The 15015-nt window shown below is 72.7% G+C and carries 13 protein-coding genes; 5 read left to right on the forward strand and 8 right to left on the reverse strand.

What is annotated here, in order from left to right; genetic code table 11:
- The first annotated feature begins 118 nt into the window (after positions 1-118).
- A complete protein-coding gene (locus WME98_RS47140) occupies positions 119-2125 on the forward strand; it encodes a sensor domain-containing protein (protein WP_437948136.1) in 2007 nt (668 codons plus the stop codon).
- A 70-nt stretch (positions 2126-2195) separates the two neighbouring features.
- Here the strand turns inward: WME98_RS47140 and WME98_RS47145 are convergent, their stop codons facing one another.
- A complete protein-coding gene (locus tag WME98_RS47145; RefSeq protein WP_061629254.1) occupies positions 2196-2879 on the reverse strand; it encodes a cysteine hydrolase family protein in 684 nt (227 codons plus the stop codon).
- A 79-nt stretch (positions 2880-2958) separates the two neighbouring features.
- Positions 2959-4335 carry a nicotinate phosphoribosyltransferase gene (locus WME98_RS47150; RefSeq protein ID WP_437948137.1) on the reverse strand — a complete coding sequence of 459 codons (1377 nt, stop codon included), beginning with the start codon at positions 4333-4335 and terminating at the stop codon, positions 2959-2961.
- A gap of 151 nt (positions 4336-4486) precedes the next feature.
- Between WME98_RS47150 and WME98_RS47155 the strand changes: the two genes are divergently transcribed.
- The 4 genes from WME98_RS47155 to WME98_RS47170 are packed head-to-tail and all read left to right on the forward strand — an operon-like array spanning position 4487 to position 8147.
- Positions 4487-5350: a bifunctional 5,10-methylenetetrahydrofolate dehydrogenase/5,10-methenyltetrahydrofolate cyclohydrolase gene (locus WME98_RS47155; RefSeq protein ID WP_437948138.1), complete on the forward strand. Its 864-nt coding sequence runs from the start codon at positions 4487-4489 to the stop codon at positions 5348-5350.
- A gap of 2 nt (positions 5351-5352) precedes the next feature.
- Positions 5353-6648: an alpha/beta hydrolase gene (locus tag WME98_RS47160; RefSeq protein ID WP_437948139.1), complete on the forward strand. Its 1296-nt coding sequence runs from the start codon at positions 5353-5355 to the stop codon at positions 6646-6648.
- Complete coding sequence (locus tag WME98_RS47165; protein WP_437948140.1) at positions 6645-7397, forward strand: class I SAM-dependent methyltransferase; 753 nt, start codon at positions 6645-6647, stop codon at positions 7395-7397. The genes WME98_RS47160 and WME98_RS47165 overlap by 4 nt, the downstream gene beginning before the upstream one ends.
- 9 nt (positions 7398-7406) lie before the next feature.
- The gene (locus WME98_RS47170) at positions 7407-8147 is read left to right on the forward strand and encodes a hypothetical protein (RefSeq protein ID WP_437948141.1); all 741 of its coding nucleotides are present in this window, start codon (positions 7407-7409) and stop codon (positions 8145-8147) included.
- Between the two features lie 277 nt (positions 8148-8424).
- Here WME98_RS47170 and WME98_RS47175 read toward each other — a convergent pair whose 3' ends face one another.
- From WME98_RS47175 to WME98_RS47200, 6 genes are all read right to left on the reverse strand, one after another.
- Positions 8425-9363 (reverse strand): hypothetical protein, encoded by a 939-nt coding sequence (locus WME98_RS47175; protein ID WP_437948142.1) that lies wholly within the window; start codon positions 9361-9363, stop codon positions 8425-8427.
- 324 nt (positions 9364-9687) lie between these two features.
- A complete protein-coding gene (locus WME98_RS47180) occupies positions 9688-10989 on the reverse strand; it encodes a DUF1552 domain-containing protein (RefSeq protein ID WP_437948143.1) in 1302 nt (433 codons plus the stop codon).
- Positions 10986-11612, reverse strand: coding sequence for a DUF1588 domain-containing protein (locus tag WME98_RS47185; protein ID WP_437948144.1), 627 nt, complete (start codon positions 11610-11612; stop codon positions 10986-10988). The genes WME98_RS47180 and WME98_RS47185 overlap by 4 nt, the downstream gene beginning before the upstream one ends.
- A 223-nt stretch (positions 11613-11835) precedes the next feature.
- Positions 11836-12351, reverse strand: a complete 516-nt coding sequence (locus WME98_RS47190) for an RNA polymerase sigma factor (RefSeq protein ID WP_437948145.1) — start codon at positions 12349-12351, stop codon at positions 11836-11838.
- 596 nt (positions 12352-12947) lie between these two features.
- A complete protein-coding gene (locus WME98_RS47195) occupies positions 12948-13592 on the reverse strand; it encodes an ATP-binding cassette domain-containing protein (RefSeq protein WP_437954113.1) in 645 nt (214 codons plus the stop codon).
- The gene (locus tag WME98_RS47200; RefSeq protein WP_437948146.1) at positions 13592-14884 is read right to left on the reverse strand and encodes a hypothetical protein; all 1293 of its coding nucleotides are present in this window, start codon (positions 14882-14884) and stop codon (positions 13592-13594) included. The genes WME98_RS47195 and WME98_RS47200 overlap by 1 nt, the downstream gene beginning before the upstream one ends.
- Positions 14885-15015 lie beyond the last annotated feature (131 nt).

Raw genomic sequence — 15015 nt, forward strand, 5'->3', positions numbered from 1 at the left:
CCTCGTGACCACCCATGACCCGAGCCTACCCCAGCGGGGGGCCGTGGCCGTCGAGTTTCCGCGCCGTCGGCGCTTAAGAAGTCCGCTTCTCCGGGAATACAACTACCATAACGGGGTGGTGGCAAAGATCGATGACCGGCCGGAGTCGAGCCTGCACGCCGCGTTCGATCGCTCGGACGCGCACCGCGGCTCGCCGGACAAACAGCTTGCTGCGTGGCTGTCCGAGGTCGACGTCGGCCTGATCGAGGTCGACGCCGAGCAGCGCATCGTGCGCTGCAACGGCGCGGCGGAGCGGCTGACCGGCTGGTCGATCGTCGAGGCGCGCGGCGCGCTGCTCGATCGCGTGCTCCGCCTGATCCCGGCGGCGGGCACGACGAGCGGAGATCCGGACATCGACGTCGGCGAGATGAACGAGCTGTTCGACGAGGGCACGCCCGCGAAGCCCGCGCCGCCGTCGCCAGGGCTCACGCCGCGGCGCGAGCCCGTGGTGCCGCTCTCGCCGGTGATCATCGACGAGGGCGCGCTGCGCACGCCGGGCGCGCCGCTCGCCGCGCCCGAGGCGGCCGCGGCGAGCCGGCCGCCGGCGCGGTACACCGCGCTGCTCGAGCGCCGCGACGGCTCCGTGATCCCGATCCTCCACACGATCGGCACGGTCGCCGCGCGGCCCGCGCGCGAGGGCCACCGCGACTCGAAGCCGCCGCCGCCGCCGGGGCAGATCATCCTGTTCCGCGAGCTCGGCGCGCCGGGGCCCCTGCCGATCCACCCGGCCAAGCCCCGCTACGACGCGCTCACGCGCCTCCTCGATCGGTACGCGATCATCGATCGCATCGAGGAGGCGCTGAACGACTGCCGGAAGACCGGGACGCCGTACGCGCTCTGTTACATCGACCTCGATCGCTTCCGGCTCGTCAACGCGACGTGCGGCCACGAGGCGGGGGACGATCTGCTCCAGTGGGTCGCGACGCGCGTGCACGAGATCGTCGGGCCGAAGGACGCGGCCGGGCGGATCGGCGGCGACGAGTTCGTCCTCCTGCTCGCGGACAAGAGCGAGCGCGAGGCGGAGCGCATCGCGCGCGATCTGCAGATCTGCTTGCTCGAGTTCCGGTTCGGGTGGGCGGAGAAGACGTTCTCGATCGGCGCGAGCATCGGGCTCGTGGTGCTGACGCCCCACTTCGAGCGCGCGGTCGACGTGCTCGGCGCCGCCGATCACGCGTGCCGGATCGCGACGGAGAACGGGCGCGGACGGCTGCAGGTCTACCTCGACGACCAGCAGATGACGACGAGCCGGCGCTCGATGCAGTGGGTCGCGAGCCTGCAGCGCCACCTCGCCGAGGGGCGGCTCCGGCTCTACTCGCAGGGCATCCACCCGCTCGTGAAGCCGGGCGCGCCCCACACCCCGCGCGGCGCGCACTTCGAGGTGCTCGTGCGGCAGCTCGGCGAGGACGGCCGGTTCTACTCGCCGGTCGGCATCATCCAGGCGGCGGAGCAGAGCGGCCTCATCCACGTCATCGATCGCTACGTCGCGCGGCAGGCGTTCCGGCTGATCGGCGCGCTGCCGCAGCACGCGCTGCGCCGCCTCGACACGTGCTCGATCAACCTGTCGGGCGTGTCGCTCCTGCGCGAGGGCCTGCTCGATTTCCTTGTCGAGCAGCTGCACCGGGCGCAGGTGCCGCCGAGCAAGATCTGCTTCGAGATCACCGAGACGGCGGCGCTCGCCAACCTCGGCGAGGTGCTCTGGTTCATGCAGGAGCTCGGCGCCATGGGGTGCCGGTTCGCGATCGACGACTTCGGCAGCGGGCACGCGTCGTACGGCTACCTGGAGAGCCTGCCGGTCGACTACGTGAAGATCGACGGCATGTTCGTGCGCGACCTGCAGGACAACACGCTCCACCGCGCGATCGTGGAGTCGGTGCACCGCATCGGCGACACGCTCGGCATCAAGACCGTCGCCGAGCAGGTCGAGAACCAGGAGATCGCCGATCTGCTCACGTCGATGGGCATCCACTACGCGCAGGGGTGGCACTTCGACAAGCCGCAGCCGCTCGTCGATCTCTGCGCGTCGCTGCGGGCCCAGGGCGACCCGAGCGATCCGGACCCGACCGGCGGCGCGCCGCAGGGCCGCTGACGGCGCCGCGCGCGGGTCGTCGACGACCGCCGCGGGCGCCCCGGCGGTCCTCGCCGGCCGCGCGACGGCGTCAGCCGAGCACGGCCGACGAGGTCGCGAGGGTGACGCCGGCGGCCCGCATCTCGGCGAGCGCGGCGGCGACGCCGGCCTCGGTGATGCCGGCGACGGCGTCGGTCAGGACCGTCGTGCGGTAGCCGCGCTGGACGAGGCCGAGGGCGGCGGCGCGGACGCAGTAGTCGGTCGCGACGCCGTAGACGACGAGCTCCGGCGCGCCGCCGAGCGCCGCGGCGAGGTCGCGCAGGAAGCCCTCGGCGAGGGGGTTCGCGAACAGGCTGTAGACCTCCTTCTCGAAGTAGACCGCGTGGGTCTTGCCCGTCGCGAGCTCGCGCACCGCGGCGTCGATCGGCGCCTCCGCGACGTTCGGCAGGAAGCGGAAGCGCGGCGGCAGCGTCCCCTCGACCTTGAGCCAGCCCGGCGTCCCCTTCACGCAGTGGTCGGGGAAGCCCGGCTTTTCGCCCTCGGGCGCCGGGGTGTCGTTCGACCCGAACTCCCACGCGTCCCACGCGTGCGAGTCGACCGAGCCGACGATCGGGATCCCGCGCGCGACGGCGTGCGCGGTGAGCCGCCGGAACAGCGCGTTCGGCGAGCCCTTCACGTAGAGCGCGCCGGTCTCCTCGCAGAAGTCGCGCTGCACGTCGACGTCGACGAACACCCTCGGGTGCGGAGATTGCCGGGTCGGATCGCTGCTCGCCATGTCCTCTCTCCTCTCGCGTTCCCCTCGAAAGGCGCGCGCCGCGCCGCGGCCTCGCCGCGCGGCGGGCCGCTCGCCGTCGCTATCCTGCGCCGGCGACGACGCGGGCGCGCACCGCCTCGACCAGCGCGCCGAGCCGCGGCGACACCTCGGCCGCGAAGGGCGCGCCCGGCGCGGGGTCGTCGTCGATGCGCCGCAGCGCGTCCGGCAGGCCGGCGATCTCGGCGCGCACCCGCGCCCGGACGGCGTCGAGCCCCTCGGGCGGCGCGACCCTGGCGCCGCGCCTCATCACGGGCGCGAGCAGCGGCTCGCCCCCGGGAGCCGCGGGCTCGCCGTCGAGCGCGATGACGTCGCGGGCGAGCTTGCCGGCCGGGTCGCGGAAGCGGTGCACCTGGTGCGCGCCGGGCAGCGTCGCCTTCCCTTCCGAGAACTTCGCGATGGGCGTGCGCTCGCCGCCGGCGCCCGCCTCGGCGCCGCCGATCTCCACGAGCTTGTAGACGCCGCCCAGCGAGGGCGCGTCGATCGACGTCACGAGGTCCGTCCCGACGCCGTAGAGGTCAATGGGCGCCCCGGCGCGCCGGAGCTCGGCGATGCGGTGCTCGTTGAGATCGCCCGAGGCCACGATCTTCGCCGACGCGCACCCGGCGTCGTCGAGGATCTTCCGCACGGCCACGCTGAGCGCGGCGAGGTCGCCGGAGTCGATGCGCACCCCCTTCAGCTTGTCGCGCGCGACCGCGGCGGCGCGCGCGGCGCCGACGAGCGTGTCGTACGTGTCGATGAGCAGGATCGCCGCGTTCGGGAAGACGGCGACGTAGCCCTCGAACGCGGCCTCCTCGGTCGGGTGGGCCATGGTCCACATGTGCGCGGCCGTCCCGAGCACCGGGATGCCGAAGCGCATTCCGGCCTCGACGTTCGAGGTGCCGACGCAGCCGACCGCGTACGCGGCCCGCGCCGCGTCGACCGCCGCCTCCGGGTGGGCCCTCCGGGTGCCGAACTCCATGACGCCCGCGTCGCCGGCGGCCAGCACGATGCGCGCGGCCTTCGACGCGATCGCGGTGGCGTAGTTGACGGCGGACAGCGCGAACGTCTCGATGAGCTGCGCCTCGATGATCGGCGCGGTGACGCGCAGCAGCGGCTCGTTCGGGAAGAACACGGTCCCCTCGGGGACGGCCCAGACGTCGCCGCGGAAGCGGAAGTCGCGCAGGTAGCTGCAGAACGCCGGCGTCATCGCGTCCGCGAGGGCGGGGAGCCCGCGCAGATAGGCGATCTGCTCGTCGGTGAAGCGGAGCCCTTCGAGGTAGCGCACCGCGCGCTCCAGGCCCATCGCGACGAGGAAGCGCCGGTGCCTGGGCAGCCGCCGCACGAAGAGCTCGCACGTCGCGACGCGCGAGGCCATGCCGCGGTGGAAGTACCCCGCGGCCATCGTCAGCTGGTAGAGGTCGGTGTGCAGCGCGTCCACCGTTCATGGCTAAAGACGCTGGACGGACGGGTCAACCTGAAGATCGCGCCGCGGACGTATCGGTCGCCGCGCGCCGCGCCGGGCAGGCCGGCGCGGGGGCCGTGCGGGCGGCGCCCCCGGGGCGGCCGCGGCTGATCTAAGCTCCGCGGCCGTGGCAGCGAAGATCCTGGACGGCAAGGCGATCGCTCAGAAGGTCCGCGACGAGGTGCGAGAGGGGGTGGCGCGCTTCGCGGCCGCCCACGGCCGGCCCCCCGGCCTCGAGGTGGTGCTCGTCGGCGAGGACCCGGCCAGCGTGAGCTACACGCGGAGCAAGGAGCGGATGTCGAACGAGGTCGGCATGCGAGGCCGGCTCCGCGCGCTCCCCGTCGACACGACCGAGGCGGAGCTGCTCGCGCGCATCGCGGAGCTCAACGCGGACGACACGGTCGACGGGATCCTCGTCCAGCTGCCGCTGCCGCGGCACCTCCGCGAGCACGCCGCGCTCGACGCCGTCGATCCCGCGAAGGACGTCGACGGCCTCCACCCGGTGAACGCGGGCCTGCTCGCGCTCGGGCGACCGGGCGGGCTCGCGCCGGCCACGCCGGCCGGCTGCATGCGCCTGCTCGCCGAGGCGGGCGTGATGCTCGCCGGCGCCCGTGCCGTGGTGGTCGGCCCGAGCGACCTCGTGGGCAGGCCGGTGGCGCTGCTGCTGCTCGCGCAGGGCGCGACGGTCGCGGTCGCCCACGCCGACACGCGCGACCTGCCGGCGCTCTGCCGCGAGGCCGACATCGTCGTCGCCGACGTCGGCAAGGCGAAGCTCATCCGGGGCGACTGGATCAAGGAGGGCGCCGCGGTGATCGACGCCGGCACGAACCGCGACGACGCGGGCAAGCTCGTGGGCGACGTCGATTTCGAGGCCGCCAGGGAGCGCGCCGGCTGGATCACGCCGGTGCCGGGCGGCGTCGGCCCGATGACGATCGCCTCGCTGCTGGAGACGACGCTGCGCGCGGCGGAAGCGCGGGTCGCGAAGCGGTAGCCGTGGCGGCGCCGGGCTGGCTCGCGGCGATGGGACGGGCGGCGGCGGTCGCGGGGCTCGCGGCGCTGGCCGGCTGCGGAGACGCCGCGGAGGCCGGCGGCGCGCCGCGCGCGTCCAGCGCCGCGAGCGCGAGCGCCGCCAGCGCGAGCGCAGGCGGCGGTGGGCACGGCGGCGGCGCGAGCGGGACCTCGGTCGAGGCGATCCTCGACGAGCTGCGGGAAGACCGCGACGCGGCGCTGCTCGCGCACGCCGCGCGGACCGGCTGGCCCGTCCCGGTGGACGGCGGATATCTCTTCGTCTCGACGAGCGCGACCCTGCGCCTGCTCGCGGGCGATCACGACGGGTGGACCGGCGCCGAGATGACGAGCGACGCCGGCTTCCACTGGATCGTGCTGAACGTGCCCGCGGGCGCTCGCTACAAGCTCACGGACCGCACCGCGTGGGCGGCCGATCCCTGGTCGCGCGCGATCACCTACGACGCCTTCGGCGAGATGAGCCTCGTCGCGCCCAGCGCGGCGCACCTCGAGCGCCATTTCGGCGTGGGCGACGCGGCGATGGAGCCGCGCACCGTGCGCGTGTGGGTCCCGGAGGGGGACGTGGAGCGCGTCCTCTACGTTCACGACGGCCAGAACCTCTTCGATCCAGCGGGCCCGGCGGGCGGCTGGCACCTGCAGGATCACGCGCCGCCCGGGGTGCTCCTCGTCGGCATCGACAGCACCGCGGCGCGCCTCTCCGAGTACACCCACGTCACGGATCGCATCGAGGACGGCGGCGCGCTGATCGGCGGGATGGGCGACGCGTACGCCGACTTCGTGCGCGACACGGTCCGGCCCCTGATCCGGGCGCGCTACGGCGAGCCGGGTCCGGTCGGGATCATGGGCTCGTCGCTCGGGGGGCTCATCAGCTTCCACGCCGCCGATCGCCACCGGGGCGAGTACGCGTTCGCCGCGAGCCTGTCCGGCACCATGGGCTGGGGCAGCATCGGGGCGGGCGTGCGCCACGAGACGATGATCGAGCGGTACGCCGCGCACGCCGAGCCGGCGGCGGCGCTCTACCTGGACTCGGGCGGCGGCGGGGACTGCGTGGACGACGACGGCGACGGCATCGAGGACGACGACCCGGCGGCGGCCGACAACTACTGCGAGAACCGCCAGCTGCGCGGCACGCTCGCGGGGGCGCGGTCGCCGTACGTGGAGGGCGAGAGCGTGTTCTACGCATGGCACCCGGGGGCCGAGCACGACGAGGCGGCGTGGGCCGCGCGCGTGGCCGAGCCGCTCCGGATCTTCGAGGCGCTGTGACGCGGGATCTCGAGCCGGCGCCGGAGCCCCGCGGGCCTGCCGTGGCCCTCTCCCCTGCCGGGAGCGCCGCGGCGTTCGTGGCGCGCGAGACCGCCGTGGCCAGCCCGCCGCTCGTCCCCGAGGTGAGGCTCCACCTCGCGACCGAGGTCACGCCGCTCTGGCACGCGACCGAGGCGGCGCTCGCGCGCGCGGGCGTGCCGCCGCCGTACTGGGCGTTCGCGTGGGCCGGCGGGCAGGCGCTCGCGCGGTACCTGCTCGACCGCCCCGCCGCGGTCGCGGGCAAGCGCGTGCTCGACCTCGCCGCCGGCGGCGGCATCGTCGCCATCGCCGCGGTCCTCGCCGGCGCCGCGCGCGTGAGCGCCGCCGATATCGACCCGTTCGCCGCGGCCGCGATCGCGCTGAACGCGGCCCAGAACGGCGTCGCCGTCGACGTGATCGCGGAGGATCTCACGGCGAGCGCCGCCCGCGGCGCGTGGGACGTCATCGTGGCGGGCGATATCTTCTACGAGCGCGCGATGGTCGACCGGATGCTCCCCTGGCTGCGGCGGCAGGCCGCGGGGCCGGCGGACGTGCTCGTCGGCGATCCGGGGCGCGCCTACTGCCCCTCGGAAGGCGTCGAGGAGCTCGCGCGTTGCCTCGTCCCGACGTCGCTCGATCTGGAGGGGCGCGAGACGCGCGAGGCGCGGGTGCTGCGGCTGCTCCCGCTCCCGGGGGGCGCCGCGGTGGACTCAACCCACGATGGAGAATAGGGCCTCATCATGAGTCGATTGGCGATGATCTTCGCGGGCGTCCTGCTCGCCGCCGGCTGCGGGCGCGGCGCCACGGCGCCTGCCTCCTCGTCGGGCGCAGCTGCAGCGACTGGCGGCGAGCACGGCGCTTCGCCGCCCGCGGCCAGCGCCCCGGCCGCCGCCTCGGCGACCGCCCAGCCCGCGCCGCAGACGGCGGCCCCCGACGCGGCGGCGGACGCCGAGCACCAGAGCGCCGCCCCGGAGGCGTCGGGCGACCCTCGGATCGATGAAATCCGGAAGAAGTACGCGGAGATCCAGGCGGACAAAGGCCTGCGGACGAGCGTTCTTCGCATGGACTGCCCGAGCAGCGAGGGGAGCGCCGAGGTCCAGCTGTACCAGAAGAACGGAGCTGTCTCGAAAGCCGTGCTGAAGGACATCGCCGCGGGAGACGCCGGGTCCACCTACCAGTTCTATTATGATCGCGGCCAGCTCATCTTCGCCCTGAACGACGCCTTTCCCTTCGGCGAGCCCGCGAATACGCGCCTCCTGCAGCGCAGGTACTACTACTACCAGGGCAGCCCGATCCTCTGCACGAAGAAGGAGGTGTGGGGACCCGCCGACGAGGTCGAAGCCCTGCTGCGCAAGGAGCCCGATGAGCGTGTCGACTGCTCCTTCGCGCCTAAGGTGCAACGCCTTGCTTCGATGGTGCTGAGGGGCGCAGCGGCCATCGACGATTTGAAGAAGCTGCTCTGCCCGCAGCCGCCCCACTAAAACGTGGATTTCGATGCGCCAGGCGAAGCCTGGGCGAGGAGAATGCCATGTAGGACAAGCTGAAACCTCGCGAAGGGACCCAGCGGGTTCGAATCCCGCCGGCCAAGGTGGGCCACCAGCCGGAAGCGAGCCTTGCGTCGACGGGGGGTAACCTTCGCGACGAAGCGTAGACGTAACCGTTCACGACCCGGAGGCACCGTTCACCGTGACGATGCCCATCTATGTCTTGCTGATGAGGTCGCCCTTGCTCTCTCGGATGAAGAATTATGGCGGCCGTTCACTCCTCGCAGCCGATCCGCTCATCATCCAGCGCGACGTCGTCGATCCACGCCGTGAACCCCGGCGGCGCGCTCTGGTAGTTGTTCCACCCGATCCGGATCTCGCTGAACGCGTCCGGGATCTCCGAGCCCGAGTAGTTGCCCGGCCCGTTCGCGATGCTGATCTGGTCGAGGAGCTCGCCCTCCAGGTAGAAGTCGTAGCGCTGCGTTGGACCGTCGATGTGCCACTCGACGCAGTGCCACTGGTCTCCATAGGACCAGTCGTACGTGCTCCCCTTGCCGAACTCCGCCCCTGCGGGCTGCACGTTGTAGAGGTACTGGATGTGCGACCCGTTGCCGTCATTGTTCCAGCCGTCCTTGTCTTCCTTCACCGTGTCCACGACGCGGACCTCCTGGGCGCCCGTCGTGGGGCCGTTGCCGTACAGCGCGACGAGCGTCGAATGGACGAACGCGTCAGGCACCGGCTGCTGCACCCGGTAGCGGATCCGGCCCCAGTGCCCGCTCCCGAGCTGAGAAGCGTCGTGATAGATGCGCCGCTCCCCGTTCGCGACGGGGCCCATCTTCAGCGCGTGCTTGCCGTGCGCGGCCTGATCGTCAGCGACTGCGATCGGCTCACCATGCTTGGTCCAGCCCTGCGGAACGCCGCCCACATCGGTGTCCTCGAAATCCTCGCAGAGGATGTACCTGCCGGACGCGCAGCCCGTCAGAGAGGTCTCGCCGCCGCCCGAGCCGCCTTGCCCGCCGCCGCTCGACGAGCTGCTCGTGAGGCCCCCGCCGTCGCCGCTCGATGCGCTGCTCGTGACGCCCCCGCCGTCGCCGCCAGCCCCGCCGGTGCCGGTCGTACCGGTGCTGGTCGCGCCACCGCTTCCGTCGCCTCCACCGGAGCTCGAGTCCGAGGAGGCTGAATTGCAACCCACGTGGAATGCAACGAGGGCCAAGGTAAGACTCACAGCGTGAACACGATGCATGGTAGACCTCCGGCTCTCCGAGAGCCAAGCAAGCGGACCAGCCCTGGTACCTTTGTCATGGGGTGATGTCAAGACCCCCTCGTACCCCTTCGAGTGCACCCGCGATATCAAGAACAATGATGGATATCTCGAGTGCAAGAGATGAGCTGACGCGGTCGTGATGACCGCATCGACACCAATGTGGACGCCGAGGTGTCGCTGCGCTCGCTCACGTCGGTGCGCTGCGCGGGCGCTCCGCTCTCGGGAGCACCGGTGTACGACCCGAGCGAATCGCGCCGGAGGTTCACTTGCCGGTCAAGCCTTCAAGGACGCGTCGAAGTCTCCGGTGTAGCCCGTGCCGACGCTGATCACCGGGACGTCCATCGCGTGGCAGAGCGTGGCGAGCAGCTTGTTGTGCGGCATGCCCCCCAGCTTGACCTTCCGCCCGGTCTTGAAGAACCCCCCGCAGCTCCCGACGAGCAGGAACGGGATGTTGTTGACGGCGTGGTAGTTCCCCTCGTTCATGTCGTTGGCGACGACGACGACGCTGTTGTCGAGCGCGCTCCCGTCCCCCTCGGAGGAGTCGGCGAGCTGCGCCACGAGCGTGGCGACCTGCTCGTAGAACCACCGATCGATCGCCGTCTTCTGGGTCGCGTTGTTCGCGCCCTCGTGGGCGATGGCGTGGTAGTCGGGGCTGCCGATGCCGAGCCACGGGAACGTGAGGCTGTTGCCCCCGCCGTCGTCGACGAGATCGAGGGTGACCGTCCGGGCCAGGTCGCACTTCACGGCTGCCGCGGCCAGCTTCATCATCAGGTCGACGTGCTTCGGATAGTCGTTGATGTTATAGTAGTTGATCCGCCCCTCGCCCATCGCGGGCGGCGTGCACACGCGCTGCGAGGCCGCCGCCGCGAGGTCCAGCTCCACCGCGCGGATCGAGTCCAGATGCGCCTGCACCTTCAGCCGGTCCTCCGTCCCGAGGCGCTGGCCGAAGCGCTCGAGGTCGGTCCCCACCAGATCGAGGACGCTCTGCCTGCGCTTGCGCAGCTTGTCGATCTGGGCTGCCGGCAGGCTCGCCCCTCCGAAGAGCCTGTTGAAGAGGCGGTAGGGATCTGTCTCGGCGTTGTTCTTCTGATTCCGCCCCGCCCAGCTCGTCGAGAAGCCATAGGGTCGGCAGCCGAGGTTGAGCTGCGGCGAACTCACCCCCTTGCTCCTGAGATCGTCTCCGATGATCTGATCGATCGACGGCGCCACGCCGTCGCTGACCCCGGGGGCGGGGCTCACGCCGGTGAAGAGCGCGCCATAGCTGAAGTGCCCGTCGTACTGCCGGTTCGCGTCCAGCATCACCTTCAGGTCGACCCCTTGGGGGATCAGCACCTTGGACTTCCAGCTCTCGAGCGGCTCCAGGATGGTCGGGAGGCGCGCCGCGTTCAGGTCGTCGTTGCCCGGCAGCCAGTTCTTCTGGAAGATGCCGTTGGTCCAGGTCACGGCGATCAGGCGCTTCGGGAACGCGCTCGGCGCCGCCATGGCTGCGCGCTCGGCGTGCAGCAGCGGCAGCATGGCCGCCCCCACGCCCATCGCCTGGAGCAGTGCTCGCCGTGAGAATCGCGCCTGGTTCATTGCAGCACCTCTCCTTCCATGATCGCCCGGAAGCGGAACGTACGTGAGCTCACCAGCGCCACCATCAGCTCGCGGATGTCCTGATCAGCGCCCTTGAAGGCATCCACCACCGACTCGAACGAGGCCTTGTCGTCCCCCGTCTCGCGCCGACCGAGCGCATAGCGCAGCCATTGCTTGGCGAAGCAGCTGTGGACCGCCTCGCTCGAGGCGAGCACCTGGCTGAGCCCGCGCGCGTCGGCCACGGCGTGGACCTGACCGTCCAGCTCGACGGTGCTCGTCGCGTCCACCGGCTCTCCGTTGTCCGTTGTCCGGAAGCGTCCGATGCCGTCGTAGTTCTCGAACGGGAATCCGAGCGGATCCAGGAACGCGTGGCAGCCCTTCGCGCACGCCAGCTGGGAGTGCTCCGCGAAGCGCTCTCGCGTGGTACCTCCCTCATCCGGCTTCTTCGGCTCCGGGATGTCGTTCGGCGGCGGCGGGAGCGTCTGACACAGGAGCTGGTAAAGGATGGCTTTCCCTCGCCTGACAGGGTGCGAGCCGTCGGCCGGCGGGCTGCTCGCTTGCTGAATCCGATCAGCCGCAGTGCCCGCCCAGCCGCTGTGTCCGCTGCGTTGACGAGAGTTCACCGGCACCCCAGATGCTCGAAGGGGTGAGCCGACTTGCGGGGCCACCCGCTACTGCCAAGGCGCGCACTTCACCGGTTCACTGCTTCGACATCCGAGGCGACCCCGCCGGTACGGCACCACCGGGCCGGCGCCCGTGTCCCCCGGACGGCGCCGCCCGTGCCGCGCTCTCGCAGCCACCCCACGAAGCTGAGGCTGCCGAGCAGCGCCGGGCGCGCGCCGGACGTTACCTCGTTGTTGAGGAAGCGCACCACGGGATACGGCTCTGCGACGAGCACGTGCCCCTCGATGGAGACGTCGAGCCCCCGCACGAGCTCGATCTCAGCGCCCAGACCGGCGTCCGCCGCCGCTTGACGGTGGCCAGCGAGACGCCGACGGCCTCCGCGATCTCCGGCAGGCTCATGCCCTCCATGTACCGGAGCACGAACGCGGTCCGGTCGTCCGCGCTCAGCGTGTCGAGGATCGCGTAGAGGCGCCCCAGCGCCTCGCGCGCCTCGCTGTCGGCCGGCTCGACGGGGTGCTCCGGCAGATCCGCGGTGTCCGACAGCTGGAGGATGCGCCGCACGCGGCTTCGCCGGAGCTCCCACTTGAGGATTCGAACGGTCACCGAGAACACGAAGCTTCCCAGCGCGGTCGGGTCCCTCAGCCCGGATACCCTGGAGAAGACCCGCACGAACACCTCCTGGGTGATGTCCTCGGTGTCGGCGCCCGGTCCGAGCACGCGCGCCGCGATCCGGAACACCTTCGGAGCATGCTTGCTCCATACCGCCGCTGCCGCCCATGGCTCCCCTGCCACGAGCGCGCGCACCACCTCACCTTCGTCGGGACCGCCCCTCTCCGGAGGAGCGATGGCAAGGCTGGCTTTGCGTACTACGGCATCGCTCCGAGGGGCCATGACTCCGCAGCAGTCGTGCGGGCGGTCACAGTACCGAGCCGATGCTCCCGGCGCAAGAAGGTGAGTCGGGGCGGCCGGGGGAGCGCGCCCCGCGCACGTCCGCGGATGCCCCACGCGCGCGGCGGGGCGTCTTCGGTCCAGCTGGCGACGCGCACCTGCTGCAGTCGCGGCTCGGGCTCGAACCGGCTCACCGCGGGAGCGACTGGGGTGGGGATGTAGGTTTTGGGTAGTCGTCAAATTTGAACATGAAGGCGGGAAGGCGGGAAGAAAACCTTAATATCTTCCCGCCTTCCCGCCTTCATGTGGACTCTCTCTGGGCAACGTTGACCACTACCCTCGGCGGCGAAACAGGCGGAGACTATGCAAATCGCTACTGTTTCCGGCGGCCGCTCGTTATTGACCCGTTTTTCTGGCGGGACTTCTGACCTGCCGTGCTCGGCGCCTCAAGGCCGGGGCGCGACCCCCTCCGCGCCGAGCCGCCCCTCGCTCAGCCAGCGCGGCCGATCGCCGAGCGCCGACGCGAGCGCCGGATCGTTCGTCGTGAGCAAGGTCGCCTTCCCCTCGGCGCGGCGCTCCGCGATGAGGTCCAGCACCACGCGCGCGCCGCCTTCATCGAGCCCGTTCGTCGGCTCGTCGAGCACGAGCAGCCACGGGTCGCCGACGAGCGCGGCGAGCAGGAGCGCGCGCTTGCGCTGCCCGAACGACAGCCCGGAGAGGCGCTGACGAAAGAACGAGCCCGCGCCGATCCGCTCGACCCACGCGCGATCGAGCGGCGGCGCCTGCTTGAGCGCCGCCACGAGCGCGACGAGCTCGCAGACCTGCAGGTCGGGCAGCGCCTCGGTGGCGTCGGGCGCGTAGCCGAGCCGGCGCCGCGCCGCGACGCCGCCGCCGTGGACCGGATCGCCGCCGAGGACGACGGCGCCGCGATCGGGCTCCAGCAGCCCGGCGACGATCCGCAGCAAGGTCGATTTGCCGGCGCCGTTGCCGCCCATCACCACGGCCACGTCCGAGGGCCCGCAGCGGAGGTCGACGCCCGAGAGCACGTCCCTGCCCGCGAGCCGCTTGTGGATCCCCGTCGCCTCGAGCATCACCCCGCCCTCCTCTCCCCTGCCCTGGCGCCGCGCGCGCCGCGCGGCGCGGGCCAGCGCGCGCCGGCGGGCCCCGCGAGCAGCGCGGCCGCCGGGGCCCAGGCCGCGAGCGCGATCTCGTCCAGCATCCACGCGGCCACGGTCGCCGCGACGACGGCGGCGAGCACCGAGAGGAGCACCCGGCTGCTGTCGCGGCCGTCCTGCCGCACGGACCAGCGCACGCAGCCGAGCGCGACCCCGGACAGGAGCAGCCCCGCGAGGCCCGCGCCGCCGAGCAGGCGCAGCGCCGCGAGGGGCGCCGCGCGGGTGAGCGCGGCGACCGCCGCCCCGTGCGCGAGCCCGAGGGCGGCGAGCGGCGCGGCCACCGCGGCGGCGGCGGCGACCGCCCGGAGCGGGGCCGACGCGCCGCAGGCGTCGAGGAGCCACGCGATCCGCCGCTCCTCGCGCAGCACCGGGCCGGAGAAGCCGGCGCCCGCGCAGAGCGCGAACGGCGCGAGCGCGACGAGCGACGCGCCGGCGAGCGACGCGTCCTCGAGCGGCTCGCTGCTCCGCGCCCACGCCGCCGCGGCGAGCGCGCCGATCAGCGTGAGCGCGCCGCCGCGCAGGAGCACCGCGCGATGGCCGCGCACGAGCGCCGCCACGTAGGCGAGCGAGAGCGCGAGGGGCGCGCCGCCGCGGGCGGGCGCGGCCCGCGGGATGAGCGGGAGCTCGCGGCCGGGCGGGACCTCCGGCGCGCGGACGACGGCGGCGCGGAGCCCGAGGGCGAGCGCGGGCGCGGCGCACGCGAGCAGGAGCGGCGCCGGCGCCCCGAGCAAGATCGCGATGGCGAGCAGCGACAGCGCCGCGAGCTCGCGGCCGCCGCGCGGCCGCGCGACGAGCATGCCGTGCGCCGCGAGCGCGGCGGCGCAGGCGGCGCAGCCGGCGAGCGGGCCGGCGCCGAACGCCCAGAGCAGCGCCCAGGGGAGCTCGGCGACGGCGAGGAGCAGCGCGTGCGCGGCGAGCAGCTGGAGGCGCGGGACCGGCAGCGCGCGGAGGAAGAAGGTCGCCGGGGCGCGGAGCAGCGCGCGCGCCGCGGGCGTCCCGACGAGCAGCCACGCCGCCCACAGCCCGAGCCGGAACGGGAGCGACTCGCCCGCGAGCCCGGTGAGCTGCGCGGGGTGCATCCCGTTGCCGCCGAACACGACCGCGCCGACGAGGCCGAGCCCCATGTAGAGCGGCATGGCGCGGGCGAAGGCGTCCTTGCCGGCCGTCGAGACCAGGACGCGCAGGACGAGGGCGAAGCGGCGCAGCACGTCAGGTGCTTTGTACCCGCGGCGGGCGGGCTCTTCCCACCGGAAACGCGACCAGGGCAGCGCCGCGCACGAACGCGACGAGGGGGCCGTGGCCCCCTCGTCGCGACGATGTTCTACAGGGATGGATCCGG

It is taken from the genome of Sorangium sp. So ce296, assembly GCF_051529605.1.
GTDB lineage: Bacteria > Myxococcota_A > Polyangia > Polyangiales > Polyangiaceae > Sorangium > Sorangium cellulosum_D.